Annotated in this window: 27 protein-coding genes; 8 read left to right on the top strand and 19 right to left on the bottom strand. The window is 33.4% G+C overall.

The window, feature by feature from the left end; translation table 11 throughout:
• Nucleotides 1-29: 29 nt before the first annotated feature.
• From LNP27_RS04850 to LNP27_RS04795, 12 genes are all read right to left on the bottom strand, one after another.
• Nucleotides 30-551, bottom strand: a complete 522-nt coding sequence (locus tag LNP27_RS04850) for an NADH-quinone oxidoreductase subunit C (RefSeq protein ID WP_229943404.1) — start codon at nt 549-551, stop codon at nt 30-32.
• 4 nt (nt 552-555) lie between these two features.
• Nucleotides 556-1,104, bottom strand: a complete 549-nt coding sequence (locus LNP27_RS04845) for an NADH-quinone oxidoreductase subunit B (protein ID WP_121924586.1) — start codon at nt 1,102-1,104, stop codon at nt 556-558.
• 102 nt (nt 1,105-1,206) lie between these two features.
• Nucleotides 1,207-1,572 carry an NADH-quinone oxidoreductase subunit A gene (locus LNP27_RS04840; RefSeq protein ID WP_229943403.1) on the bottom strand — a complete coding sequence of 122 codons (366 nt, stop codon included), beginning with the start codon at nt 1,570-1,572 and terminating at the stop codon, nt 1,207-1,209.
• 241 nt (nt 1,573-1,813) lie between these two features.
• The gene (locus LNP27_RS04835) at nt 1,814-2,008 is read right to left on the bottom strand and encodes a cold-shock protein (protein ID WP_007137066.1); all 195 of its coding nucleotides are present in this window, start codon (nt 2,006-2,008) and stop codon (nt 1,814-1,816) included.
• Between the two features lie 606 nt (nt 2,009-2,614).
• Nucleotides 2,615-2,983 carry a Kiwa anti-phage protein KwaB-like domain-containing protein gene (locus LNP27_RS04830; RefSeq protein WP_229943402.1) on the bottom strand — a complete coding sequence of 123 codons (369 nt, stop codon included), beginning with the start codon at nt 2,981-2,983 and terminating at the stop codon, nt 2,615-2,617.
• A 252-nt stretch (nt 2,984-3,235) separates the two neighbouring features.
• Nucleotides 3,236-3,634: a hypothetical protein gene (locus LNP27_RS04825; protein ID WP_229943401.1), complete on the bottom strand. Its 399-nt coding sequence runs from the start codon at nt 3,632-3,634 to the stop codon at nt 3,236-3,238.
• Entirely contained in the window at nt 3,627-4,217 is a 591-nt protein-coding gene (locus LNP27_RS04820; protein ID WP_229943400.1) for a hypothetical protein, read from the bottom strand. Before LNP27_RS04820 ends, LNP27_RS04825 begins: the two co-directional genes overlap by 8 nt.
• Before the next feature lie 29 nt (nt 4,218-4,246).
• Nucleotides 4,247-5,008 (bottom strand): DNA methyltransferase, encoded by a 762-nt coding sequence (locus LNP27_RS04815; protein ID WP_229943399.1) that lies wholly within the window; start codon nt 5,006-5,008, stop codon nt 4,247-4,249.
• 8 nt (nt 5,009-5,016) lie between these two features.
• Complete coding sequence (locus tag LNP27_RS04810; RefSeq protein WP_229943398.1) at nt 5,017-6,465, bottom strand: restriction endonuclease; 1,449 nt, start codon at nt 6,463-6,465, stop codon at nt 5,017-5,019.
• Between the two features lies 1 nt (nt 6,466).
• Nucleotides 6,467-7,522, bottom strand: a complete 1,056-nt coding sequence (gene dcm, locus LNP27_RS04805; protein WP_229943397.1) for a DNA (cytosine-5-)-methyltransferase — start codon at nt 7,520-7,522, stop codon at nt 6,467-6,469.
• Nucleotides 7,523-7,524: 2 nt separating this feature from the next.
• Nucleotides 7,525-7,851: a helix-turn-helix domain-containing protein gene (locus LNP27_RS04800; protein WP_229943396.1), complete on the bottom strand. Its 327-nt coding sequence runs from the start codon at nt 7,849-7,851 to the stop codon at nt 7,525-7,527.
• Between the two features lie 319 nt (nt 7,852-8,170).
• A complete protein-coding gene (locus LNP27_RS04795) occupies nt 8,171-9,712 on the bottom strand; it encodes a glycine--tRNA ligase (RefSeq protein WP_229943395.1) in 1,542 nt (513 codons plus the stop codon).
• A gap of 98 nt (nt 9,713-9,810) precedes the next feature.
• Between LNP27_RS04795 and LNP27_RS04790 the strand changes: the two genes are divergently transcribed.
• The gene (locus tag LNP27_RS04790) at nt 9,811-10,494 is read left to right on the top strand and encodes a ComF family protein (RefSeq protein WP_229943394.1); all 684 of its coding nucleotides are present in this window, start codon (nt 9,811-9,813) and stop codon (nt 10,492-10,494) included.
• 292 nt (nt 10,495-10,786) lie between these two features.
• Nucleotides 10,787-11,395 carry a superoxide dismutase gene (locus LNP27_RS04785; RefSeq protein ID WP_229943393.1) on the top strand — a complete coding sequence of 203 codons (609 nt, stop codon included), beginning with the start codon at nt 10,787-10,789 and terminating at the stop codon, nt 11,393-11,395.
• A 276-nt stretch (nt 11,396-11,671) separates the two neighbouring features.
• Here the strand turns inward: LNP27_RS04785 and LNP27_RS04780 are convergent, their stop codons facing one another.
• The 4 genes from LNP27_RS04780 to purN form a co-directional block, all read right to left on the bottom strand.
• Entirely contained in the window at nt 11,672-13,570 is a 1,899-nt protein-coding gene (locus LNP27_RS04780) for an amidophosphoribosyltransferase (protein WP_229943392.1), read from the bottom strand.
• Between the two features lie 135 nt (nt 13,571-13,705).
• Nucleotides 13,706-14,629 (bottom strand): PfkB family carbohydrate kinase, encoded by a 924-nt coding sequence (locus LNP27_RS04775; protein ID WP_229943391.1) that lies wholly within the window; start codon nt 14,627-14,629, stop codon nt 13,706-13,708.
• A 106-nt stretch (nt 14,630-14,735) separates the two neighbouring features.
• On the bottom strand, nt 14,736-15,215 hold the full coding sequence (rnhA, locus tag LNP27_RS04770) for a ribonuclease HI (protein ID WP_229943390.1): 480 nt from the start codon (nt 15,213-15,215) through the stop codon (nt 14,736-14,738).
• Between the two features lie 100 nt (nt 15,216-15,315).
• Nucleotides 15,316-15,879 (bottom strand): phosphoribosylglycinamide formyltransferase, encoded by a 564-nt coding sequence (gene purN / locus LNP27_RS04765; protein ID WP_229943389.1) that lies wholly within the window; start codon nt 15,877-15,879, stop codon nt 15,316-15,318.
• A 176-nt stretch (nt 15,880-16,055) separates the two neighbouring features.
• Here purN and LNP27_RS04760 point away from each other — a divergent pair, with 176 nt between their 5' ends.
• The 6 genes from LNP27_RS04760 to LNP27_RS04735 all read left to right on the top strand — a co-directional run bounded on the left by LNP27_RS04760 (nt 16,056) and on the right by LNP27_RS04735 (nt 21,450).
• A complete protein-coding gene (locus tag LNP27_RS04760) occupies nt 16,056-16,292 on the top strand; it encodes an acyl carrier protein (protein WP_007137004.1) in 237 nt (78 codons plus the stop codon).
• 194 nt (nt 16,293-16,486) lie between these two features.
• Nucleotides 16,487-17,740, top strand: a complete 1,254-nt coding sequence (gene fabF, locus LNP27_RS04755; protein WP_229943388.1) for a beta-ketoacyl-ACP synthase II — start codon at nt 16,487-16,489, stop codon at nt 17,738-17,740.
• Between the two features lie 6 nt (nt 17,741-17,746).
• Nucleotides 17,747-18,487, top strand: coding sequence for a ribonuclease III (gene rnc / locus LNP27_RS04750; protein WP_229943387.1), 741 nt, complete (start codon nt 17,747-17,749; stop codon nt 18,485-18,487).
• Nucleotides 18,488-18,601: 114 nt separating this feature from the next.
• Nucleotides 18,602-19,090 (top strand): IPExxxVDY family protein, encoded by a 489-nt coding sequence (locus LNP27_RS04745; RefSeq protein ID WP_229943386.1) that lies wholly within the window; start codon nt 18,602-18,604, stop codon nt 19,088-19,090.
• Nucleotides 19,091-19,095: 5 nt separating this feature from the next.
• The gene (gene pyk, locus LNP27_RS04740; protein WP_229943385.1) at nt 19,096-20,526 is read left to right on the top strand and encodes a pyruvate kinase; all 1,431 of its coding nucleotides are present in this window, start codon (nt 19,096-19,098) and stop codon (nt 20,524-20,526) included.
• A 153-nt stretch (nt 20,527-20,679) separates the two neighbouring features.
• Entirely contained in the window at nt 20,680-21,450 is a 771-nt protein-coding gene (locus LNP27_RS04735; RefSeq protein ID WP_229943384.1) for a Bax inhibitor-1/YccA family protein, read from the top strand.
• Nucleotides 21,451-21,506: 56 nt separating this feature from the next.
• On the opposite strand, the gene LNP27_RS04730 is transcribed toward LNP27_RS04735, so the two are convergent.
• The 3 genes from LNP27_RS04730 to LNP27_RS04720 form a co-directional block, all read right to left on the bottom strand.
• Nucleotides 21,507-22,022 (bottom strand): PAS domain-containing protein, encoded by a 516-nt coding sequence (locus LNP27_RS04730; RefSeq protein WP_229943383.1) that lies wholly within the window; start codon nt 22,020-22,022, stop codon nt 21,507-21,509.
• Between the two features lie 96 nt (nt 22,023-22,118).
• Nucleotides 22,119-23,201, bottom strand: a complete 1,083-nt coding sequence (dinB, locus tag LNP27_RS04725; RefSeq protein WP_229943382.1) for a DNA polymerase IV — start codon at nt 23,199-23,201, stop codon at nt 22,119-22,121.
• Nucleotides 23,202-23,245: 44 nt separating this feature from the next.
• Nucleotides 23,246-25,315 (bottom strand): site-specific recombinase, encoded by a 2,070-nt coding sequence (locus tag LNP27_RS04720; protein WP_229943381.1) that lies wholly within the window; start codon nt 25,313-25,315, stop codon nt 23,246-23,248.
• Nucleotides 25,316-25,596 lie beyond the last annotated feature (281 nt).

Here is a 25,596-nt window from a genome sequence, read left to right as displayed (position 1 = left end):
TAGAATGTGAAAAATTATATATTGTGTTTTTAGCAATTGTCTATTGTTCTTCCGAAGAAACGGTCATCTTTATCTGTTCGTCCACCGTCTTCCATTGGAAACTCTTTACGCATAGGAAATGAAATCATCTCATCCATGTTTAAAATACGTTTCAATTGAGGATGTCCGATAAAATCAATTCCGTAGAAATCAAATGTTTCTCTTTCCATCCAATTGGTGCATAGAAAAATATTTGAGATTGTTTTTATCTCAGGCTTTTCACCATTGATAAAAGCTTTTATTTTTATTCGTTTGTTGTCGTACCAATTGTGCATGTGATACACAACTACAAACTGTCTTTCCACTTCATTATCTGGATAATGTATTGCACACAAGTCAGTCAGAAACTGAAAACGCAACACAGGATCATTTTTCAAAAAAAGAATAATCGCTGTAATCTTGTCTGATGCCACTTCAAATGAAAAAATATCTTTTTCTTCATTAAAACGAAATACACTCTCGCCAAATGTCTCTACTAACTTATCTTGAATAGCTGTGTTTTCTAATGCCATGTCGTTATTTGATATTATAAGAGGCTAATAATGCTTCGTATTCAGGAGAACTTCTTCTTCTAACCGATTCCGATTTAACCAATTCTTGCAATTTCATTACACCTTCTAATATTTGCTCTGGTCTTGGAGGACAACCCGGAACATAAACATCAACAGGGATAACCTTGTCAATCCCTTGAAGCACAGAATAGGTGTCAAAAATACCTCCAGAAGAAGCACAAGCACCTACCGCAATAACCCATTTTGGCTCAGACATTTGCTCATAAACTTGACGTAAAACGGGAGCCATTTTTTTTGAGATAGTTCCCATAACCAACAGCATATCTGATTGACGTGGAGAAAAACTTAAACGCTCAGATCCAAAACGTGCAATATCGTAATGCGCACCCATGGTAGCCATAAATTCAATACCACAACAAGAAGTTGCAAAAGGCAACGGCCAAAGTGAATTAGCCCGAGCTAGACCTACAACGTCGTTTAGCTTTGTAGCGAAGAACCCTTCCCCAACAAAACCTTCCGGCGCCTCAGCCATCTTTATATTTGAATTACTCATTTTATTTTTGATTTAGATTTGGATTTTAAATTAAAAGCCAAAATCAATAATTATCTTATTTTAATATAAACTTAAAAGCTGCGAAATCAGAATTCCTAAAATCTACTCCCACTCTAAAGCCTTCTTCTTGATTATATAGAAGAAACCAACAAGAAGCAAAAGCATAAAAACAATCATTTTCAACATCCCTTCCATTCCAAGCTCCTTAAAATTGACTGCCCAAGGATATAGAAAAACAACTTCAATATCAAAAAGTACAAACAAAATAGCAACAAGGAAATACTTTACAGAAAATGGAATACGCGCATTTCCAATACCTTCAACACCACATTCAAAATTTTGATCTTTGATTGCTGATTTTCTTCTAGGCCCTAATTTACCAGAAACAATAATTGTCCCCACTACAAACCCCGCAGCTAATAAAAACTGCATTAAAATGGGAATATAATTTAATTGATCAGATTGCATAATGCGTATTTTTTTGAATGAGAATAAGCTACAAAGATAGGTTTCACGTATGTAAAACACAAGTTTAAAACAGCGATAAATCTAAAGCAAATTACAATTACAGACTAATTTTTATTGATTATAAATAAGATTGCCGCTTTCGAATTTAAAAAACAATAACTTTCAGTTTATCGCAAAAAAAAACGTCTCGACATAAATCGAAACGTTTCAAACGTTTTTATCAAAAAAAATTTTTTTTTGATTAGATAACTGCAACTTTAGCCGCAACTTTCCCTTTTCTTCCTTCTTCTTCTTCGTAGCTTACTCTATCACCTTCGCGTAATTCTTCCGCGTTGATTCCTGATGCATGAACAAAAATGTCTTTTCCTGTTTCTTCGTCTGTGATGAATCCGTAACCTTTAGATTCATTGAAAAATTTAACTGTACCTGTACGCATTGTAATTGTAATAATAATTTATAATGAGGCAAATGTAATATTTAATACAATACGAAATACCAACTTCTGTTTTTATTTTGTAAAAATATTGATATTCAACGTTTTCTAACAAAATTTATCGATTAAATACATTAAAACTAATTCATTAAATCGCGGGCTTAATCACAATTCCCTACTACTTTATTACTTTAATAATGGTTATCAAGTCACTCAGTAGTGTAATTATTGAAGTTCAGCCCTAGCGCTATATTAACTGGAATACTAAAATGTGTCATTAATTTGAATACATGATTGCATCGTTAAATAAAATATGAAAAAAATACGATGTACTATTAGTTTTCAACAGTTCTCAGCCATACGCAGGCAGGGACTATACCACTGAACTTCCTATGAAAAACTGAACTTTAAATATAGAACCTTCCTATCTAACCAAGCAAGAATGCCTGATTGAGTATTGGTGATGTTATGCCTTCATTGTTTTTAACAGCTGCTGTTTATGCGTTGATTTTGTCTGTATTGGCACGAATAAGCGTGGTATCTCTTTTGCATTTTTTGCGTTAGATTTGTGTGTTAGCAAAATACAAATGTGCCAACAAAAGCGTTGGGCTATTCTATTGGCTGTAATTTTCCAGCGTATGTTCCGTATGGTTTACCTGAATAATCTCCTGTTTTGAAATAATCACACAATAGTTTGATTACATTGTCTATATCTTCTTCCGTTTCAAATTGAATTTTACCATCTTGTAAATTTATTGGTGCTTTCTTCTTTTTACCCAATGATTCCAATTTTTTTATATTTTTAGAAGTCAAAGAATGTAGATTTCCTAATTTCTCTAACTTCATTAATTTTTTATGAATAGAAACTTTTGTTTCTATTTTGTCAGTTAGAAGTTTTATATCTCCAAAGCATTGATGTTTTGAAATTGTTGTAGCAACCGCTTCTGCTCGTTTTTTATATTCCTCCTGCAATCCCACAAGTTACTCAAAGTAAAACTTCTTCAATACATAAAAAGTTTCTTCATAAAAAATACAATCTATTTCTTTGTCTAAATAAACTGTGTCGCTTTTTAGTAATGACAATGTATTGGTATTTGTGTCAAAAAATGTCCTTATCTGACTGCTGAAACTTTTCTTTTCTCCGTCTTTTTCTTTTTCGACACCTACTTTTCCTGGTGAAATTTTTCTGAATGTATAAAAAGATTTATCACTGTCTATTTCAAATTCAACTCAATATGCCCAAAGAGTTTCGTCCTGAAGTATTTCGTTTAAATCTGTAATTTTTTGAGGGCTTTGGTTCAATTGGTTATAAACAACGTCTGAAAACGAACCAACTTTATTTTGCATTTGATAGGTAAATAAATGTTCTGTTTCGTCTGCAATAACATCATAATCAAAGAAATTTAATTCGTCATTATCTTGAAGTTTCTTGAACTGCTTTAGTGAAAGTTCATAAATATAACTTCTCACTTCATCTGTAATTTCTATTTGATAAACTTTAAAATCAAACTTTTCTAAAACTCGTGAATTAGCTTTTATTCCTTCTTTGAGAATACGAGTTACAAAATACATCTTCAAATTTTCTGAACTTGCCTGACCAATTATATCAACCAATATTGATTTATCCATAATAAATATTTTTCGTAATTAGGTTTATCTTTATTTCTTGTCCGCTTTCCAAATCTTCTTCTTTTGTAATCAAAAGAGCTTTTTTTGTTTGGTTCTTTTTATTGTAATCAATTTGGTAAAGCGTATGGGTAATATTCAATATTGGATTTATTACAATCATATTTGATTTTGTGTAAATGAAAAATATGATTATCAAAATAATGAAAATCGAAGTAATTTCAAAGAAGTTATTCGTATCTTGAAAGATAAAGGGAACAATGTAAGTTGAAATGTAACTAATGCTTTCATTGTTCTTGTTTTCTACATCAACAATTTTTACAAGCTCGCCATTTGATTTTTTTGTATCTAAATTTGTCAGTAAGAATTTCAAACCGATATAACCGAAGACTGCAACAAGTAAAAGGAAACCACTTAATCCGAATTTTCTAAAAGCTAAGAAAATGCTTTCTTGGCTAATTCCTCCAAAATTCAAATAGTCAATATTTTGTTTGATTTGTCGCAAAATCAATAGTCCAAATAAAGGAATATATGATGTAATGAACAACACAAAAATCGCGATATTATTTAGTTTTACTTTTTTCATTACATCATTTTGCGATAATTTTATTGATATTATCTCACACTTGCATAATATTTTGTTCTTTCTTCTTTGAATAATCTAAGTTGTTCAACTTGTTCTTTGTATTGTTTGTACAAACCATTCTCGGATTTGGTCTGTTCTGGAAATGTCAGGGAAAAAGTGTCTAAATCATCTGTATGTATGGAACTTTCGGGAATAACTTCTTTAATCTTTTCTAAAGATTTCAAATAATAAGTTTCGCTAATTTCACAGGCTGTTAAGCTTAGTCCTGCGTTATAACAAGCAATAGCAATTGTTCCGCTTCCCAAATGTGTGTCTAAGATTTTATCATTTTGTTTGGCGTACATTTTCAAAAGCCATTCATAAAGTTCAACGGGTTTTTGTGTCGGATGGATTTTGTTTCTATTTTTCCTTACACTATATCGAAAAATCTTTGAAGGTTTGTCTAATGATGACCAAGCCATTTCAGCCATCGAAAAATTGTTTAAGGTTTCAGGTTGATTTTTATCCCAAATAATGAACCCTTTGTTATATTCGCTTCTTAACCAAAGTTGCCCAAAATAGTTTCCACCCCAAATAATCTGATTTTTTGAAACACGAATTAACTCATTGAAATACTCATCATTGGGTTTTACATCCCATTGGCTGTATTCTTCCATATTGAATTTACGGTCGCCACCTCTTTTAGTTTTATTCAAAATTCCGTAAGGTGGGTCAACTATGGCAAGGTCAAAATAGTTGTCTGGGTATCTTGCCATTAATTCCATATTGTCTTCTCTCGTAATTGTAATCATAGCAAGTTTTAATTTTTGGTTGCAAATCTCGAAATCGTTAAATCCGAAATGTTTTTACTAATGTCTTTTCCAAGATTATTGACGATAATATTGTCAAAATCTTCATAATCAATTTCTCGTATATCGTTATCAATGCAGTTATACAAGTATTCTGAAAAGGTGGTTGCTCGAATAATAACGATTGGACTTGTACGAATATCTTGAAGAACGGCAGGTACAAATCTTGGTGTAACTACAATTGTGTAAGCACCACCAATTTTTTCTCTGTGTCCTTCTAATCTTCCTGCATTTATACCTGAAAGTTTATTTTTAGTAGATTTGGCATCAACGGCAAATTTTTTCTTTTTGGTGAGATACAAACATTCTAAATCAGTATTTCCTGCACCTCCTACTTTTTCTGCTTCTACATTGTAAAACATATTGAAACCATCCGTCAGAGCATCTTCAAAGAGATATGCTTCTGCACCATCATTATTGTTAGCGTATTGTTCAATCAATTTTGGAAGATTAAGTAATTCATATTTGATGTCATCTGCAAGTTCCCCAATTTCAATTAAAAGCGATTTCGGGTAAAAACTGTATATTTCTTTTATAACATCAATTTTCAAGCGTTCAGTGTCGTTGAGCAATAATGGTTTTTCTAAATATGAGTATTCGTTTTCTAACTGCTGAACTAAAGCTTTTAAATTTTCCGGAATTGAAACTTCGTTTCTTGTTATTTTTCTGAAAGTATTTGTAATCCCGTGTTGCAGTTTACAAATAACAACGCCAGCACTTTTATTTAACACACCAGCACTTTCAAACAAAGTTGAAACGTAATAATCCCACTCGTATGCAGAATTTACAAAAGCGTGTCTATCTTCTTGAAATTTTTGTGCAAGTTCTTCGTCTGAAAGTTTTCTTAACTCTAATAGTTCATTTACTAATTCATCATAAGATTTAGGCGTTATTTCTTTAACAAAAACAACAGAATAAGCGACTTCAAAAGCATAAAGTTTATTAGAAAGTTTTGGTTCGGTCAGAAGTTTATAAATCAAACGAAATGGGTAAAGTTGAAATTCATTATCTGTTCCGCTATGTGGGTGTTGATATTGAACAGCCCAAAGCATTGTGAGAAAAATCTTTGCTGTTTTTTCTTTATCATCAACGTTTTTCAAAAACAAGTTACCAAGTGGACTGAACAAAAATCTATCTTGTCCTTCAACTTTGGCTTGATAACCAAACATATAATAGGAAAGTTGATTGATTTTGTGATTTATTGCATCAAGTGGTAATTCAGGATTTCTTTCGTTGTACAAACCTAATTCCTTTAATTTTAAATTAAGATTTGTTTTATCTTCCTTTGAAATTCCTGTTTTTGTAAATGACTTTAAAATTTCAGCTAACACAACCAATTTATCAAAATCAGTCGTGTGCCTATACAAAATCCACTTTTTACTGTCTATTCTTAAAGTCATATTATCGATTTATTTGAGCAACAATATTCTTAATTAACAAAGGTGGAATACATTCTCCTATGCATTTTCTGATTAATAATTCGGGTGTATTGTCTGGAATATTCCAATCTTGCGGCAAGGATGATAACAACATTAACTCCAAAGGTGTTAAAACCCTTGCGTCAGAATAAGTTCCGTTTTTTAATTCTTTGCCTGGGTGTACATTCAGTTGTGAACTGATTGCATCATTACGCATTGTAATAGTTGGTGCAGGTTCGTCCCATTTAATCCGTCTATATGAAGTATTGTAGCTTTTTATTTTTTCTCCGTTTGGTTTCACTGGAAAATACTTATCATTCTCAAAAGCTGTCTTCCCTGTTGGTGTGTGTTTCATCCAAGTTATGTGATTATCTGAATGTTTTCGGGCAAAATGCCATTTGATTTTTGAATACTGTCCAGCTTCAATGCTTGGCAAAAAACCGATTTTTTCTTCTACTGTTATTTGTTTTTCAGATTTTATAGGTTCTCCCCATTTTTTTCCTTTTCGAAATAGTTTTATAATTGCTCTTGTTCGCCTTTGGGCAACACCATATTCGGCTGCATCATAAACATTGGCTTCAATATTATATTCTTTAACAAATAAGAGATTTAAAATTTCAGTTACTTTCAAATGTTGGTTTTCGTATGGTAAAATCATTTTGAAAAATGTAGGAACATTTTCAATCAGTACAAAGTCGGGCGATTTTAACTTAATAAAATCAATGATTTTAAAGACAAGATAATTCCTTTCATCATTGAGCATTTGCTCAATATTTCTATTTTTTCCCGCAACACTCATTCCCTGACAAGGCGGTGAAGCAATTAAAAAATCTAATTTCTTTGGTGTACTTTCTACAAGTGTATTGAAAACATTTTCATCTAAAATACTTCCTGCAATCATTTTAGATTTAGGATATAACGCCTGATACAAATCGGCTCTTTCCTGAACCAATTCGTTGGCTGCAACAATATTTATTCCTACTTCGTCAAAGTAAGTTTCTGCTATGCCTGCACTTGAAAATAATGATACTCCTATCATAGTTAAAACTTTATTGTACTTTGTTGTTGGTTTTTAATTCTCATATATTTAGCTTTCTCCTCAGCAGCTAAAAATAGTTTCTGAGTTTCTTCTTGCGGATAAATCATTTCCGCAATTTTTTCACTCAAATATTCGTGTTCTAATTCTTTTAAGTCAAGATTAAAAGCAATTGAGAGTTTTGGTAAAATCTCCTCTGGTACATTTCTTTTGCCATTCTCAATTTTTGAAAGTGTAGATTGGTCAATGTCTAATGCAGCCGCTAGTTTGGTTAGAGTCAAACCATTGTCTGTTCTAAGGTTGTGAATATATTCGCCAAATGTTTCTTTCATAATCTTGAAATTTATTTCTTGACACTTTTGGCAAATTTAGTCATTCTGTTCCTGATGCCAAAATTTTTAGCAAAGTTTCTATCATTGCTGTGGTGGGTGGGCTTGGTGTGTTGGGGTAAAATTAAATGTGGTGCAAAAGCTTTGGCTTTGTGAGTCGGCTTGCCCTCTTTTAATTTTATGAAGCTTTGACAATTTTCCGTTAATCTGACCGCCGGTTGATGTTTTCACGGTCGTTATTAAAATGAGTCGAACAAATCCATTATTAAACAACAAAGGCTTCTCGAAATCGAGAAGCCTTTGCATTAAAGTCAAAATATAATTACATTTTCATCAACCAATTTTTCATTGAAACTTCATTTTCAATAATTGATTTTAATTCTGAAATAGCTACGCGATCTTGTTTCATCGTGTCTCTATGACGAATAGTTACCGTTTGATCCTCGACAGTTTGATGATCCACTGTAATGCAAAAAGGAGTTCCTAGCGCATCTTGTCTTCTATAACGTCTTCCTACTGCATCTTTCTCATCGTAAGACACATTGAAATCCCATTTTAAGTCTTCAATAATTTTATGTGCAATCTCAGGTAAACCGTCTTTTTTAACCAACGGTAAAACTGCCGCTTTTGTAGGTGCTAAAACGGATGGCAATTTTAATACTGTTCTTGTTGAACCATCTTCTAACGTTTCTTCTTTTAATGAAGTGGCAAAAACAGCTAAAAACATTCTATCTAACCCTACTGAAGTTTCTACTACATAAGGCACATAATTTTGATTCAATTCAGCATCAAAATACTGTAATTTTCTTCCTGAAAATTGTTCGTGTGCTTTTAAATCAAAATCAGTACGAGAGTGAATTCCTTCTAACTCTTTAAATCCGAAAGGAAAATTAAACTCAATATCTGCTGCTGCATTAGCGTAATGTGCTAACTTTTCGTGATCATGAAAACGGTAATTCTCTCTTCCTAAACCAAGAGACACATGCCATTTCAATCGAGCTTCTTTCCAAAACTCGTAATGCTTCATTTCATCACCTGGACGAACAAAAAATTGCATTTCCATTTGTTCAAATTCACGCATACGGAAAATAAACTGTCTAGCAACAATCTCATTTCTAAAGGCTTTTCCCGTCTGTGCAATACCAAAAGGGACTTTCATTCGTCCTGATTTTTGAACATTCAAGAAATTAACAAAAATACCTTGTGCTGTTTCTGGACGTAAATACAAATCCATTGCAGTATCTGATGATGCTCCTAACTTAGTTCCAAACATCAAGTTAAACTGACGTACTTCTGTCCAATTTCGTGAACCTGATTCAGGACAAGCAATCTCTAGCTCTTCGATCAAGGCTTTAACATCCTCTAAATCTTCATTTCCAAGTGAACGTCCCATTCTTTCTAGAATTTCTCTTTCTCTTGATTTGTATTCAATCACTCGTGCATTAGTCGTTACAAATTCCTCCTCATTGAAGGCATCACCAAAACGAGTACGTGCTTTTTCAATCTCCTTAATTGCTTTTTGATTTAACTTTTCAGCATAATCTTCAATCAAAACGTCAGCTCTATATCTTCTTTTCGAATCTTTATTATCAATTAACGGATCATTGAACGCATCTACGTGACCAGAAGCTTTCCAAGTTGTAGGGTGCATTAAAATTGATGAGTCTAGACCCACAATATTATCATTCATTTGAACCATCGCTTTCCACCAGTATTCACGAATATTCTTTTTTAACTCCACTCCGTTTTGTGCATAATCATATACCGCACTTAAACCATCGTAGATTTCGCTTGACGGAAAAATAAATCCGTACTCTTTTGCGTGCGAAACTACATTCTTAAATAAATCTTCTTGTTTTGCCATAGTGGTGCAAAAATATAAAAAGCGATGTTCTAAAAAAAGTAAATTGCTGAAGATTCAAACATCGATTTGCTTATTTTTACAATTAAATCTCTGATTATATGTTTAAAAGCATTCTAAATCTCTTTTTCCCAAAAGTCTGTTCCGGATGCAACTCCTTTTTACTCACAAATGAAAATGTAATTTGCACCGTTTGCCGACATGATATACCTCTTACAAATCATCATTTGAGTCCTGATAACGACGCTTCAAAAAAGTTTTATGGAAGAGTTCCGATACTGCATGCATCGGCATTGTTTTATTTTCATAAAAAGGGAATTGTACAACAGCTCATTCATAATTTAAAATACAAAGGGCATGAAGAAATAGGCTCCATTGTTGGCGAATGGTATGCTGAAGATTTAAGTTGTATGGAATTCATGAAAACAGTAGATGAAATAATCCCAGTTCCCTTACACCCAAGAAAATTCAGAGAGCGGGGCTACAATCAGGTAACAACGTTTGGCAAAGCACTTTCTGGTAGATTAAATATACCTTATAATGATTGCCTTTTGGTTCGAAATAAATATTCGAAAACACAATCTAAGAAAAATCTTTTGGGCAGAACAGAAGGAATTGAAAGTGTTTTTGACGTTACTTATTCAGAGAAAGATCACAATAAACATTTCGTACTAATTGACGACGTAATCACCACAGGATCTACCCTTGAAGCTTGTTCTCGAGCGTTATTAAAAATTCCTGGAGCTAGAATTAGTATTGTTTGCATGGCAATGGCACAATCGTAACATATAACCGCAATTGCATTCACTAATTCAACCATAAGCCAAGTTTAACAATTCATAAACAGAACCCAATACTACTTTACGAATCCATAACGTTCTAACTCTGCATCTATGTCACCGAGGAATTAAGAATTAAACCCCTAAAAACTCCTGATTATCAATCAATTTATAGCAAAACGGAGTTCCTTATCCCTTTATTTAATGAAATTATAACACCCTAGAATTTCCAATTCCAAACTTAAATGTCTAAATTTGACTAAATATAATATTATACATTAATTTAAACAATCATATTATGGCTTTTGAATTACCACAATTACCTTATGCTTATGATGCATTAGAACCAAATATCGATGCTCGTACAATGGAAATCCATCATACAAAACATCATAATGCTTACACTACTAATCTGAACGCTGCAGTTGCAGGTACAGATATGGAAGGTAAGACTATTGAAAACATCTTGATCAATCTTGACATGAAAAACATGGCTGTTAGAAACAACGGTGGTGGTTTTTACAATCACAACTTGTTCTGGACTGTTATGGCTCCTAATGGTGGCGGATTACCTACTGGTGATTTATTAGCTGCAATTGAGGCTGCTTTTGGAACCTTTGACGAATTTAAAGCAAGTTTCAGTAAAGCAGGAGCTACACAATTTGGTTCTGGATGGGCTTGGCTTTGCACTCATAAAGGCGGAAAAGTAAGTGTTTGCGGAACACCTAATCAAGATAATCCATTAATGCCTGGTGTAGGTTGTGGCGGAACTCCAATTTTAGGAATGGATGTTTGGGAGCATGCTTACTACTTGCATTATCAAAATAGAAGACCAGATTATATCGAAGCTTTCTTCAATGTAATTAACTGGACTGAAGTAGCTAGAAGATATGCTTTAGAGAAATAGATTTTTTTTAATTATAACACAGATCTAATCACTGAAAATAAAAAACGGATGAGCTAATAAGTTCATCCGTTTTTTTATATTGGTATTTTTTCGATTCTTTTTCGTTGAGTGTATTCCATAAAAAAGGTGGAATTACTTCCACCCTTTTTGCCCCAAATCTACCATAAGCTTAACCTACTAATTTTATGGTAGATCAAATTTATAACAGAAGGCGTTTATCGCCAAATATATTAGACAAACAACTAATAAAACCGATAAAAGCCACCATTTATCAACTTAATAGGCTCTTGCGTCTTTTCCTTCGTAAAAATTCATAAATGCACGATTTACCACGCGATTCCCTCCTGGTGTTGGATAATCACCTGTAAAATACCAATCTCCTAAATTTTTAGGACAAGCAATATGTAGATTAGCAACCGTTTGAAAAATAATTTTCACTTCTGCTTTAATTTCAGGTGAACTCAACATTTCAGCAATTTTATCTGATATTTCTTGTGGTTTGAATGGCGCATAAATAGCTGTAACATAATTAACAACCTCAGTATCTAAAAAGTTTTCTTGCGCTTTACATTTCAAATACACTTCATCAACAATATGATATTGATTTCTTTCTTTCAATAGCTCAAGTGCTGCTCTAAATGCAATTAACCCTTCCATTTTAGCCATATCAATTCCATAGCAATCAGGATAACGAATTTGTGGAGCTGATGAAACAATAACAATTCGTTTAGGGTTTAAACGATCCATCATTTTAATGATACTCATTTTCAACGTAGTTCCACGCACAATACTATCGTCGATAATTACTAAATTATCTGTTGGCTTGATAACACCGTAAGTAACGTCATAAACGTGCGCCACTAAATCATCACGACTACTATCCTCAGTAATAAATGTTCTTAATTTCGCATCTTTAATTGCTACTTTTTCAGTACGTATTTTTACAGCTAATAGCTCTTCAAGCGATTCTTTAGTTAAAACATCTCTGTTTTTAAGAATATGGTTATTCTTTCTTTTATTTAAAAAATCTTGCGCAGCTTCTACCATTCCGTAGAAAGAGGTTTCAGCAGTATTAGGAATATACGAAAAAACAGTATTGTCTGTATCTTTATCTATTGCCTTTAAAACCGCAGGAAGAATTAACTTTCCTAGAGTTTTTCTTTCTTGATATATTTCGGCATCGCTTCCTCTAGAGAAATAAATACGCTCGAATGAACATGATTTTCTAACTGTAGGAGTCAGAATTTCTTCCATAGAAATGGTTCCATTCTTTTTGATTATCAAGGCACTTCCTGGCTCAATTTCTTGAATTTTTTCAAAAGGAACATTAAAAGCAGTTTGAATTACTGGTCTTTCAGAAGCAACCACCACTATCTCGTCGTCCTGATAAAAATAAGCGGGACGAATTCCTGCAGGATCTCTAAAAACAAAAGCATCACCATGACCTAAAAGACCGGCCATTGCGTAACCTCCGTCTAAGTTTTTTGACGCTCTTCTTAAGATGCGTGCTACATCTAGTCGCTCTGCTATCACAGCCGAAGCATCTCTCTTATTTAAACCTTCGTTTTTACAATCTTGGTACAAATCAGTCACTGCGTCATCTAGAAAATGTCCAATTTTTTCCATAACAGTAACCGTGTCTGCCATTTCTTTAGGGTGCTGCCCTAATTCAATTAAACTTTGAAAAAGTTCTTGCACATTAGTCATATTGAAGTTACCTGCTAGAATCAGGTTTCTATGCATCCAGTTATTCTGACGTAGAAATGGATGTACGCTCTCAATACTATTTTTTCCAAAAGTTCCGTAACGAACATGTCCTAAAAACAATTCGCCTAAATATGGAATTTTCTTTTTTTGAAGTGCCACATCATCCGCATATTCAGGATGAGCTGTCATTTCTTCGTTTATTCTATCATTAATTTGAGTAAAAACATCCTGAATCGGTTGTGAATCATTCGATCGAACGCGGCTAATATAACGCTCTCCTGGTTCCACATCTAATTTTATACTTGCAAAACCAGCACCATCTTGTCCGCGATTGTGCTGCTTCTCCATAAGAAGATACATTTTCTGAATTCCGTAAAAAGAAGTTCCATATTTCTCTTTGTAGAATTCAAGCGGTTTAAGTAGTCGTACTAAGGCTATACCACATTCATGTTTTAAAGCGTCACTCATTGTATTTATTTGTAATTGTTGTGTTATTCTGTGTATTAATTGAGCTGATTTATGCTGTTTTCAATAATCAGACTCGCTGCAGTTAGTTGCTATTTTAGCAAACAAAAAAACCCCGTTTCCGAGGTTTTTCATACATTATAATTCTATATCAAATTGTGTCAATGACTTAAATTGTTGCAATCTTGACAACACGTCACTTTTATCTAAATCAAGCATTTTTTCCGTTCCAAATTTCTCCACACAAAAGGAAGCTAGATTAGAACCTTGAATAATTGCATTTTTCATATTATCAAATGAAATGTTTTCGCTTTGTGTAATATACCCAGCGAATCCACCGGCAAAAGTATCTCCAGCTCCAGTTGGATCAAAAACTTCTTCTAATGGTAAAGCTGGTGCAAAGAACACATCTTTGTTATGAAACAAAAGCGCTCCGTGTTCTCCTTTTTTAATCACCACATATTTTGGACCCATCGTCTGAATTTTGGCTGCAGCCTTAACTAAAGAATATTCACCAGAAAGCTGACGCGCTTCTTCATCGTTGATTGTAATAACATCTACACGCTTGATCACTTCTAATAATTCCGGTAGCGCACAATCCATCCAGAAGTTCATCGTGTCAAGTACCACTAATTTTGGTTGCTTTTCCATTTGATCCAAAACGCTACTTTGCACTAAAGGATGCAAGTTTCCTAACATCACTATATCTGAATTTTTATAATCTTGAGGAACTTTCGGCTGAAAATCTGCCAAAACGTTTAATTGCGTATCTAACGTGTCTCTTGAATTTAAGTCGTTATGGTAGCGACCGCTCCAAAAGAAAGTTTTCCCTCCCTTGACAACTTCAAGACCAGAAATATCAATATTTCTTGCTGTTAATAAATCTAAATATTCTTGTGGAAAATCATCTCCAACTACAGAAACTATAGCCGATTGTAAATTAAAAAATGAAGCAGACAATCCAATATAAGTAGCTGCACCACCTAAAATCTTATCAGTTTTTCCAAAAGGAGTTTCAATTGCGTCGAAAGCTACAGTTCCAACAATCAATAATTTATTCATTATATACGTTTCGAATTAAGGTGCAAAGATAGTTTATAAGTAATAAAACTGCAATGGATTTAAAACGTAAAATTTTGCTAATTTTTCAATTAGAATATTGAAAAATTTACAGCAATTTCGCCTCCTCCTTTTCGTAAAAAGCGTCAATAGAAAGTTGCTTTTGCATCGAAGCCATAACCGCTAACTCATCGCATCTTTCATTTTGAACATGATTGTTATGTCCTTTGATCCACTTGAAATCCACTTTATGCTTGCGATAAACGATTAGAAACCGCTTCCATAAATCAGAATTTTTTCGATCTACAAAACCCTTTTTCTCCCAACCAAGAACCCATTTCTTAACCACAGAATCCACTACATACTTCGAATCCGATATCACTAAAACCCTTGTGTTTGGATTTTTTAATTTCTCAAGACCTACAATAACGGCAAGCAATTCCATACGATTGTTAGTAGTTCTACGAAAACCTTCATAGAACTCCTTTTTATACGGTTTACCAACCCATTCCATTACAACACCATAACCTCCATTTCCTGGATTTCCTTTGGCAGCACCGTCAGTGTATATATGTACGTCGTATTCCATTTTATAGTATTAGCCAATTAAGACCTAAAATTAGTATTGTTACTTGCAAGGTTTTGCAATAAAAGATTACAGCACCGTGGCCTATCAAAACACTTCAACTCTATTTTTCTAAAAGACTCAATATCACTTTTGGAAAATGTTCTTGTTCTAATAGGTGAATTTTTGCCGCAACATCCTCTGCCGTTTCCTTTCCTGACAAAACTACATTCTCCTGAAAAATAATAGCGCCTTCATCATAATTTTCATTTACGTAATGAATAGTTATTCCCGTTTCTAATTCTTTATTATCAACAATTGCTTTATGGATGTGCATTCCATACATTCCTTTTCCGCCATACTTTGGCAACAACGCCGGATGAATGTTTATGATCCTATTAGGATACACTTTGACAATGTTTTCTGGAAATTTTAATAAAAATCCTGCTAAAATAATCCAATCTACAGCAATGTCATTAAGTTTTTGTAGTACTTTACCTTCTATTAAATCTTCTTTTGAGAAAATTTCAACAGGAACATTATATTTTTTTGCTCTTTCAATCACACCGGCATTTGCTTTGTTTGTAAAAACAGCCGCAACACTTCCAACTCCATTTTTCGAAAAATACTGAATGATATTTTCAGCATTTGTACCCGATCCAGAAGCAAAAACAACAATTTTTTTCATAATCTAGTCTATTTTTAAAGCACAAAAAAACGCATAAAAAACGAAAATAAATAACATTGCCTCCGCTTTGTTAGAATAAATTTTATACATTAGTCCTCACATTTATTAACTAAATAGTTGTTTTCAAATAAAGTTTTTTATTTTTGCCAACAAATTAAATTCTAAAATTAAAGATTATGTCAGACATTGCATCAAGAGTAAAAGCGATTATCGTAGACAAATTAGGCGTTGACGAAAACGAAGTTGTAACAGAAGCAAGCTTCACTAATGATTTAGGAGCTGACTCATTAGACACTGTAGAGCTTATTATGGAATTCGAAAAAGAATTTGACATTCAAATTCCAGACGATCAAGCAGAAAACATTGCTACTGTAGGTCAAGCTATCTCATACATCGAGGAAGCTAAAAAATAATAACTTTGCACCCGGTTTTTAGCTGCTCAAATAGCTACAAACTGGGTGTTATTATTATTGTATTAAAATTAAATTCGAGATTGAAATTCAATCAAAAACTATATTTATTGTAACACCCATGGCTTTTTTGTACTATAATACAGCAAAGAACACATGGGTTTTATTTGTTTAAAGATAACAAAAATAAAGAATTTATGGTATTAAGACGAGTTGTTGTAACAGGTTTAGGCGCTCTTACACCTATAGGAAATAATATTCAAGAATATTGGAATGGACTTATGAATGGCGTTAGCGGAGCAGCGCCAATAACCTATTTTGATGCGTCTAAGTTTAGAACTCATTTTGCTTGCGAATTGAAAAATTTTAATGCTGAAAATTTTCTAGATAGAAAAGAAGCAAGAAAAATGGACCGCTATGCACAATATGCAATGGTTGCCTCTGACGAAGCAGTTGTTGATGCTGGTTTTAACTTAGAAAAATTAGACAAAGATAGAATTGGTGTTATTTGGGGATCAGGAATTGGTGGTCTAGAAACATTTCAAATCGAAATGTTAAACTTCGCCGCAGGTGATGGAACTCCAAAATTCAATCCTTTCTTTATTCCTAAAATGATTTCGGATATTGCTTGCGGGCATATTTCAATAAAATATGGTTTTAGAGGTCCTAATTTTGCTACTGTTTCAGCTTGTGCATCGTCAACTAATGCTATTATAGACGCTTTCAATTACATTCGTTTAGGCCATGCAGATGCGATGATCACTGGCGGATCTGAAGCTGCTGTAACGATTGCAGGAATGGGTGGTTTTAATGCAATGCATGCTTTATCAACCAGAAATGACGATCCAAAAACAGCTTCAAGACCAATGGATAAAGACCGTGATGGTTTTGTTCTTGGTGAAGGAGCAGGAGCATTAATTCTTGAAGAGTACGAACATGCTATTGCTCGTGGTGCTAAAATCTATTGCGAAATAGGTGGTGGCGGTATGTCAGCAGACGCTTATCATATTACTGCTCCACATCCTGAAGGATTAGGCGCTAAAAATGTTATGATTAACTGTTTGAGAGATGCAGGTTTACAACCATCTGATGTAGATGGAGTGAACATGCATGGAACATCAACGCCTCTCGGTGATATTGCAGAATCAAAAGCGATATTGCACGTTTTTGGAGAGCATGCTTACACGATGAATTTAAATTCAACTAAATCTATGACAGGCCATTTACTTGGAGCTGCTGGAGCTATTGAAACTATTTCTTCGATTCTTTCGTTGAAACATGGTATTGTACCTCCTACTATCAATCATTTTACAGATGATGAGAACATAGATTCTAAATTGAATTTCACATTCAACAAACCTCAAAAAAGAGACATGAAAGTTGTTATGAGTAACACTTTCGGTTTTGGAGGACATAATGCTTGTGTATTAGTAAAAAAATTAGAAATCTAATTATATATGCGTATAATCAGAAAAATATTTTCAAAATCCCGTTCTCTAGAAGACGGGATTTTTTTTGATTCTATTCAGAAAATTTTAGGATTTGCTCCTTTAGACTTAGACAATTACAAAAAAGCATTCACGCATCGTTCCGCAAATCGTGTAGATGGTTCAGGAAATCCAATGAATTACGAACGACTTGAATTCTTAGGTGACGCAATGCTTAGCTCCGTAATTGCAGCTTATTTATTTGACAAAGCACCATTAGGTGACGAAGGCTATCTTACAAAAATGCGATCAAAAATTGTAAGTAGAGAACATTTGAACGAATTAGGTAAGGACTTAAATTTATGTAATTTTATAGAGAGCAAAGTTCCCGTTCAGCATTTTGGTGACAATGTGCATGGAAATATCTTTGAATCACTTGTAGGAGCCATTTACTTAGACAGAGGGTACGAATACTGTGAAAAATTCATTCAAAAGCGAGTGATTACTCCTTACGTTGACATTGCTAGACTAGAAGGCAAAGTAATTAGCTACAAAAGCTTAGTTATTGAGTGGTGCCAAAAGGAAAAGAAAATATTCCATTACGATATTTTTGAGGACAATGCTATAGATGGGCAACGTCTTTTTGGCGTCAAACTGAGTATTGACGATAAAGTAATTGCAAAAGCTAGAGCAACATCTAAAAAGAAGGCAGAAGAAAAAGCATCACAACGCGCTTATTTCGCATTTCAAGAAAAAATGGACAGAAAATAACCTCAATGTTCGTAAAACTACAACGTTATCGTTCATAAATTAACAAAAACATACGCTTTCGCTGGCCAAACACAATGATAGAAATAGTATATTTACATTTTATTTTTTAATGAAATGGCTATTCACAAATTGGATCTTGGCGAATTCGACGAAATAGATTACTATCTTATTGCGATTCATACTTCCTTAGAAGATTATAGACTGGCATACTTTATCAATCAAAAATTACCAGTTAATTTAAGTAAAAGTGAAAATGAAATTCAAATAAAAATAAAAGAAGGTGAAATAAACTTTTCCAGATTTTATTATAATGATGAAGAAAACACAGCTTCCTGGAATTTAATTCAAAATGTAAATGAGGTCATCCACATTAAAGACGGAAATACTCAAAATCTATTTTCAAATGTGACTATGGAAGTAGCTACAAAAGCCTTTTTACTTCCTGAATTTAAAAAAGTAGATTATTTTTTAAAAATAGAAAACAACGAAGACACTTTGGATATTTCCAACGTGCAATTAATATTAAATACCATAGAAAACGTATCTACAGTTTACATAGTAGAAACAAGTCTAATAAAATCTAAAAACAATTTAATTTTTTAATAAAAATGCTTACGAACAAGAAAACTAAAATTGTAGCCACACTTGGACCTGCATGTAGCACTAGAGAAATCATAAAAGACATGATTGACGCTGGGGTAAATGTATTCCGAGTGAATTTTTCACATGCTGACTACAATGATGTAAAAGAAAAGATAAACCTTATACGAGGTTTAAATGAAGAGTTTGGCTACACTACAGCAATCCTTGGTGATTTACAAGGCCCTAAACTTCGCGTAGGAGTTATGGAAGAAGGCGTTGTAGTACAAGATGGCGATTTAATTACGTTTACTACAGCCGAAGACATACTTGGAACTGCAAAAAAAGTATTCATGAAATATAAAAACTTTCCAAACGATGTAAATCCTGGGGAAAGAATTTTACTTGATGATGGTAAACTTATTTTTGAAATAGTTGAAACTGATAAAAAATCAGAAGTTGTAGCGCGAGTAATTCAAGGTGGTGAATTGAAATCTAAAAAAGGAGTTAACTTACCTAATACTAAAATATCACTTCCGGCTATGACCGAAAAAGATATTGCAGATGCTATTTTTGCTATCGAACAACATGTGGACTGGATTGCTTTATCATTTGTAAAGACACCAGAAGACTTACAAGACCTACAGGAATTAATAGCAAAACATTCTGACTACAAAATTCCAATTATTGCTAAAATAGAAATGCCTGAGGCACTAGAAAACATCGATAAAATTGTTGCTTATTGCGATGGTCTGATGGTTGCTCGAGGAGATTTAGGTGTTGAACTTCCCGCACATGAAGTACCTCTTGTACAAAAAGAGTTAATTCGCAGAGCAAAAACAGCTAGAATACCAGTAATTGTAGCTACACAAATGATGGAGACAATGATTACTAGCCTTACGCCAACGCGTGCAGAAGTAAACGATGTTGCAAACTCTGTTATGGATGGTGCTGATGCTGTAATGCTTTCCGGAGAAACTGCAACTGGTAATTACCCAGTTCAGGTTATCCAAAAAATGTCGCAAATTATTCAAGCAGTTGAAGATTCTCCGTTAATTCAGGTTCCTCAAAATACACCACAGATTAAGACAAAACGTTTTATTACTAAAACGATTTGCCACCACGCAGCAACAATGGCGAATGCAATTCACGCAAAAGCAATATGTACATTGACAAACAGTGGTTATACTGCATTTCAAATCTCAGCATGGCGACCTAATGCACATATTTTAGTATTTACTTCGAACAAAAGAATACTTACGCAACTAAATTTATTATGGGGTGTAAAATCTTTTTTCTATGAAAAAACAGTAAGTACTGACGACACTGTAACAGATATCAATGATATAGTAAAACAAAAAGGCTTTGTGGAAGCAGGAGATTTACTGATCAACTTAGCAGCTATGCCAATAAAAGATAAAGGGATGGTAAATACCTTGAGAGTTTCTGAAATAGAATAAAGCTATTCAATTAAAAATAGAATCCGTCTCGTTATTAAATGAGACGGATTTTTTGCGTTTAGCTAAGTAAACTACCTTCCAAATATTAAGAATAAATAAACACTCTTCTATAAAATATCATTTATATTTGAGCAACAATAAACCAATCTAATTATGAGTTTAAATTCTAATAATCCATTTTTAAATAATAAAACTTTTTCAACTGCTGTATCTAGAAAAGATGACACTCGTCAGTCAACTATTATAGATTACAATCAGGATATGACAGTGTCAGGAACTGTTAATAAGAGCATTATTTTATTCTTGCTTCTTACCGCTTCGGCTATGGTGATATGGTGGATGGCATTTAACGGACTAAATCCAATGGCGCCTGCAATTGGCGGCGCTATAGTTGGGTTAGTTTTGGTTGTTATTGCCGCTTTCAAACCACAGTATTCAGGTTACTTAGCCCCGGGATATGCTCTTTTCGAAGGTCTTTTTATAGGTGGAATTTCAGCTATTTTTGAAGCAATGTATCCAGGTATAGTTATACAAGCAGTGGGAGCAACTTTTGTAACTTTCATGGTATGTTTAGTCCTTTATAAATATAAAATTGTAAAAGTAACGGAGCAATTCAAATCCGTTGTCGTGGCTGCTACACTTGCCATAGCAACCTACTACCTTATATCATGGCTGTTCTCATTATTTACCAGCTTTGTACCGGTTCATTACGGCAACTCAATGACTAGCATAGGAATTAGTGTTTTTGTAATTGTGATCGCTGCTTTAAACCTATTTTTAGATTTCGATAGAATTGAAAAAGGAGCTGAACAAAAAATGCCAAAGTTCATGGAATGGTATGGCGCAATGGGATTGATGATTACACTAGTTTGGTTGTATATCGAATTCCTAAGATTGCTTTCAAAACTAAATAGTAAAGATTAAATTTGAAAAAATATAGCATATAAAAGAAAACCTTTCCCGATCGGAAAGGTTTTCTTTTATGCAGCTTTCTCAAAAGCGATGTAATGACTTAGATGACCTTTATTATTAAAAACAGGGAAACCTTTTATTAAGCACTGATATGTATCACCATTTTTTTTATAATTTATTATGGTCTTTTCAAAAGGCTTGAGCTCTATAATAGCATTTCGTATTTCCTTTGACACGATCGCATTAGTCTCTTTACCTTGGAACATTCTCGGACTTTTACCTAACACCTCATTTGAAGAATACCCATTCATTGCAACGATGTTGTGCGAAGCGAATACAATTTTCAGTTTGCTATCCGTTACAATTATTACCTCCTCTTTCAATTTACTCTTCAAATCCCAATCATTAGCCGACCATTTATTCTGTGAAGCAATTGCATCTAATTTATTCAAATCCAAATAGAAGTTTCTAACATCCTCTAGAAAGTTAAAATTAAAATCCCAACAATATATAGGAGGACTCTTCACTTTCAAACTACTGTTATACAGCGCTATATTTTCATCATATTGATTAAAGTCACTCATAATAATTAAATTTACAACATCAAAAGTAAATTTATTTATAAAGATAAAATAGCAATTTACCAACTTTAACCCTTGTTGAACGCCATTTTCATCAGTTTAAAAATCAAATTTAAGCTGTACGGTAACAAATTGTTTCTTTTCAGTATTTAAATTACTCACTGAGATACCGAGTAATCTAACTGAATCCTTCATGCGCTCTTGATACAAAAGTTCTCGAACTATCTCTAAGATCAAAGCTTTATCAGAAACAAAGTAAGGCATTGTTTTACTTCTCGTTTGTTGCGTAAAATCACTATACTTAATCTTTAAAGTAATTGTTTTACCAGCCAAATTATTCCGTTTCAATCTTCTTTCTAAACTAACCGCAATCAGTTCCAACTTATCCATCATAAAAATTTCGGAGGAAAGGTTACTATCAAAAGTATGCTCAGCCGCAACCGATTTTGTAATTCGATTTGATTTTACTTCGCTATTATGGATACCTCTAACTACATTATAATAGAAAGTGCCGGATTTACCAAAATGCTTCTCCAGAAACTCTACTGATTTAGCTTTTAAGTCTAATCCTGTAAAAATCCCCAATTGGTACATTTTTTCTGTAGTAACTTTTCCTACCCCATGAAATTTACGAATAGCTAAAACTTCCAGAAACGCAATCACTTCATCTGGATTAACGGTTTTCTGTCCGTTGGGTTTATTGTAATCACTGGCAATTTTAGCCACAAACTTATTCACTGACACCCCAGCCGAAGCAGTCAATCCAACACTATCAAAAATTCGTTGTCTAATTTCTTGTGCCAATAAAGTAGCGCTTGGATTTCCTTTTTTATTAATAGTTACATCGAGGTACGCCTCATCAAGGGATAGCGGCTCAACCAAATCAGTATATTCATAAAATATTTTTTGAATTTGAGCTGAGATTTCCTTGTACCGATCAAATCGCGGTGCTACAAAAATAAGATCTGGACAGTTTTTTTTAGCTGCAGCGCCACTTATAGCACTACGAACACCAAATCGTCTTGCTTCATAACTTGCCGCAGCAACAACACCACGATTCTCAGAACCACCAACAGCAATTGGCTTACCGCGTAGTAATGGATTATCCAATTGCTCTACAGATGCGTAGAAGGCATCCATATCGACATGAATAATTTTCCGATTTGAAGTTAATTCGTCCATAGTAAACAATCTAAAAACTGTTTCTCTTTAAGAGTCGTAAAGAATTACGAATTACTAAATGGCGGGACAACTAATTCTTTTATTTTCTTTTCCGTTGGAAAAAAGAAACTGATAGGTCTCGATTTAAAATGCTTCCAAATGGAGCCTGTCACAAATCGCAATTCAAATAATGAAATTGCTCGAGAGCGAAACGCAAGTCCAAGCGACAAACTAAAACTCACTATAAAGTTAACCAATCCAATGACACCAATCCCAAAGATTCCCCAGAACAACATCCAATAGCTAACTTCGTAATTAGCCCCGTATAACGCTAAAGCTAAATTACCGCTTCCAAAAGTAATGTGTCTTATGTCTAAATTTAAACCTAAAAACAATCCTATAGAACCCGTGCTCCCCATAAATACACCAAACCAAAAATTAGAAACAATACCAGCCCATCGTTTTTCATACAAATCGGCTAGTTTCTTAGTTCTTGTTTTACCCAAATTTCTTTTAAGAAAAGGGTGTTCTGTAATCCTAAAATAAACCTGATTGTGTTTGTCTCTATTAGAAATACTGCCAGAAATAATTCCAGATAAAAATAGAAACAATCCTGCAATGGCTGCATGAAAAATAGCTAAGGAATGAATTGGGCTCAAATCTATAAGTAAATGCTCCCATTTACTTGCTGCAATATTGTAATGAAAAAAGTAGTCGATTAACCATATCCCCAACAAAGAAACCGGAAAAGCCATAATGACATTGCCCACGAAAGCAATAAACTGAGATCTAAAAACACGAGCAAATAGAACTGCAAACGCTTTATACTTTTCTGCGTTTTTCCCTTGCTGCAAAACACCTTCTTCAAGCGCCTTGATTAATGCTGAGGCCGTCATTGCAGGCTGTTTAGTGGCTAAAGTAAACCCCAATACATAAATAGCAATAAAACCTAAAGCATAATTCATACTATAAATAAAGGCATATCCAAAATAACTTGTGTCTGCTTTAGATAATAATATCTTTATAACACATAAAATCCCAACAACAAAGCCTCCACCAAGTGAAGCCTTAAACATATTAAAATATTCCTTACGGCTTTCTGTTATATATCGTTCTCCTGTTTTAGCAGTATGCTGCGTAATTTCATATGATATTAACTGTGTGCTTTCACCAATAAATTTACGGACATTATTTTTATAGCAATTAAATTTAATTAACTGTAAGGATAAAGAAATTCCATTATATTTTTTGTCCTTTTCATTATCAACCGTTAGCAATGAAACTAAAAATCTAAGGCGTTCTAATTGCTGTCGTATTTTAAGTAAGTTCTGGTTTACACGCAATGAAATACCATACTTCGAACTATTTTTAAAAGCCTTATCCACAAATCCTTCACACTGCTTTTCTAAAACTAATAACTGTGAATAAGAAATATCATCAGAAGTGATGTAATGATTATTAGAATTTCTAACTCTTTCTTCTATTAAATATAATTCTTTCTCAAATGCCGAAAACGGATTCTCCAGATCATCAAATTCTGGAACCATTTTTATAACTTCTGTTTCCATAGCGCGCCCACTAATTCGCTGGATTAACAAATGCTGGGCAATTAAAATTTCAGATAATACAGAATTTAGTTCCATACTATCATAAATAGAATTAAACTTCAAAAGACCATATAATTCCTCTAACTGATTTAAAGGAATTCTATCAATCCAAATCCCGTCGCTAGCAAGATAAAAAACCTGGTTGAGAACATATTCTAGAGTATCTTTTTGAGGCTGATACGGTAAAAATTTGGCGAAAATTCTTTTTTTAACTTCAAAAATAAAATCTACATCCTGCATAATGGCAGCATCGGAAAGTATCTTGTTGAATTTTCTGTCTTTAAAAACAGCTTTTAAGTAGATTGAAAGCTGTTTTCTGCAGGAATAATTCTCCTTTAAAAAATCAATAATTTCGCGCAGATCAACCTTTTCACTATTTTTGATATCTACCGGTCGAATTAGCCGAATTAGCTCCACTAAAGGCTCTAAATTATCATTAGTATCTCGCCAAGATTGAGCCTCGCCAAAAAACTCCGTTAATAGACCTTGAGGTGTAACCTTTGGTTTTACTTTAAAAAATGACTTCATTGAGGCGCTTTAATTTCTGTAAAAATACAAATCGGTTGAGAAATTACATTAAAATAGCGTTAAAAAATTTGAATCAATCTTTTTCACAAAAAACGCAACTAATACAACACATAGAAGAACTGAAAATCGAAGATCGCAACGAAATAAGTATAATTGAAAAACACTATATTTGAGCGAAAGATCAACAAAATTAGCAGCGTACATTATCGCTAAATCAAAGTCGTTTTTTCTTTTAAAAAAAGAGCACGAAGTGTAAATCTAATTTTTGAAAATAAGAAATC

Source organism: Flavobacterium galactosidilyticum (assembly GCF_020911945.1).
In the GTDB taxonomy this organism is placed as follows: domain Bacteria; phylum Bacteroidota; class Bacteroidia; order Flavobacteriales; family Flavobacteriaceae; genus Flavobacterium; species Flavobacterium galactosidilyticum.
This window is presented reverse-complemented; position numbering and strand designations above follow the sequence as displayed.

Excerpts from the sequence above, each read along its gene's own strand:
- LNP27_RS04850 (WP_229943404.1), bottom strand. The coding sequence starts at position 551 with ATGGCATTAGAAAACACAGCTATTCAAGATAAGTTAGTAGAGACATTT.
- LNP27_RS04845 (WP_121924586.1), bottom strand. The coding sequence starts at position 1,104 with ATGAGTAATTCAAATATAAAGATGGCTGAGGCGCCGGAAGGTTTTGTT.
- LNP27_RS04840 (WP_229943403.1), bottom strand. The coding sequence starts at position 1,572 with ATGCAATCTGATCAATTAAATTATATTCCCATTTTAATGCAGTTTTTA.
- LNP27_RS04835 (WP_007137066.1), bottom strand. The coding sequence starts at position 2,008 with ATGCGTACAGGTACAGTTAAATTTTTCAATGAATCTAAAGGTTACGGA.
- LNP27_RS04825 (WP_229943401.1), bottom strand. The coding sequence starts at position 3,634 with ATGGATAAATCAATATTGGTTGATATAATTGGTCAGGCAAGTTCAGAA.
- LNP27_RS04820 (WP_229943400.1), bottom strand. The coding sequence starts at position 4,217 with ATGAAAAAAGTAAAACTAAATAATATCGCGATTTTTGTGTTGTTCATT.
- LNP27_RS04815 (WP_229943399.1), bottom strand. The coding sequence starts at position 5,008 with ATGATTACAATTACGAGAGAAGACAATATGGAATTAATGGCAAGATAC.
- LNP27_RS04810 (WP_229943398.1), bottom strand. The coding sequence starts at position 6,465 with ATGACTTTAAGAATAGACAGTAAAAAGTGGATTTTGTATAGGCACACG.
- dcm (WP_229943397.1), bottom strand. The coding sequence starts at position 7,522 with ATGATAGGAGTATCATTATTTTCAAGTGCAGGCATAGCAGAAACTTAC.
- LNP27_RS04800 (WP_229943396.1), bottom strand. The coding sequence starts at position 7,851 with ATGAAAGAAACATTTGGCGAATATATTCACAACCTTAGAACAGACAAT.
- LNP27_RS04795 (WP_229943395.1), bottom strand. The coding sequence starts at position 9,712 with ATGGCAAAACAAGAAGATTTATTTAAGAATGTAGTTTCGCACGCAAAA.
- LNP27_RS04790 (WP_229943394.1), top strand. The coding sequence starts at position 9,811 with ATGTTTAAAAGCATTCTAAATCTCTTTTTCCCAAAAGTCTGTTCCGGA.
- LNP27_RS04785 (WP_229943393.1), top strand. The coding sequence starts at position 10,787 with ATGGCTTTTGAATTACCACAATTACCTTATGCTTATGATGCATTAGAA.
- LNP27_RS04780 (WP_229943392.1), bottom strand. The coding sequence starts at position 13,570 with ATGAGTGACGCTTTAAAACATGAATGTGGTATAGCCTTAGTACGACTA.
- LNP27_RS04775 (WP_229943391.1), bottom strand. The coding sequence starts at position 14,629 with ATGAATAAATTATTGATTGTTGGAACTGTAGCTTTCGACGCAATTGAA.
- rnhA (WP_229943390.1), bottom strand. The coding sequence starts at position 15,215 with ATGGAATACGACGTACATATATACACTGACGGTGCTGCCAAAGGAAAT.
- purN (WP_229943389.1), bottom strand. The coding sequence starts at position 15,879 with ATGAAAAAAATTGTTGTTTTTGCTTCTGGATCGGGTACAAATGCTGAA.
- LNP27_RS04760 (WP_007137004.1), top strand. The coding sequence starts at position 16,056 with ATGTCAGACATTGCATCAAGAGTAAAAGCGATTATCGTAGACAAATTA.
- fabF (WP_229943388.1), top strand. The coding sequence starts at position 16,487 with ATGGTATTAAGACGAGTTGTTGTAACAGGTTTAGGCGCTCTTACACCT.
- rnc (WP_229943387.1), top strand. The coding sequence starts at position 17,747 with ATGCGTATAATCAGAAAAATATTTTCAAAATCCCGTTCTCTAGAAGAC.
- LNP27_RS04745 (WP_229943386.1), top strand. The coding sequence starts at position 18,602 with ATGGCTATTCACAAATTGGATCTTGGCGAATTCGACGAAATAGATTAC.
- pyk (WP_229943385.1), top strand. The coding sequence starts at position 19,096 with ATGCTTACGAACAAGAAAACTAAAATTGTAGCCACACTTGGACCTGCA.
- LNP27_RS04735 (WP_229943384.1), top strand. The coding sequence starts at position 20,680 with ATGAGTTTAAATTCTAATAATCCATTTTTAAATAATAAAACTTTTTCA.
- LNP27_RS04730 (WP_229943383.1), bottom strand. The coding sequence starts at position 22,022 with ATGAGTGACTTTAATCAATATGATGAAAATATAGCGCTGTATAACAGT.
- dinB (WP_229943382.1), bottom strand. The coding sequence starts at position 23,201 with ATGGACGAATTAACTTCAAATCGGAAAATTATTCATGTCGATATGGAT.
- LNP27_RS04720 (WP_229943381.1), bottom strand. The coding sequence starts at position 25,315 with ATGAAGTCATTTTTTAAAGTAAAACCAAAGGTTACACCTCAAGGTCTA.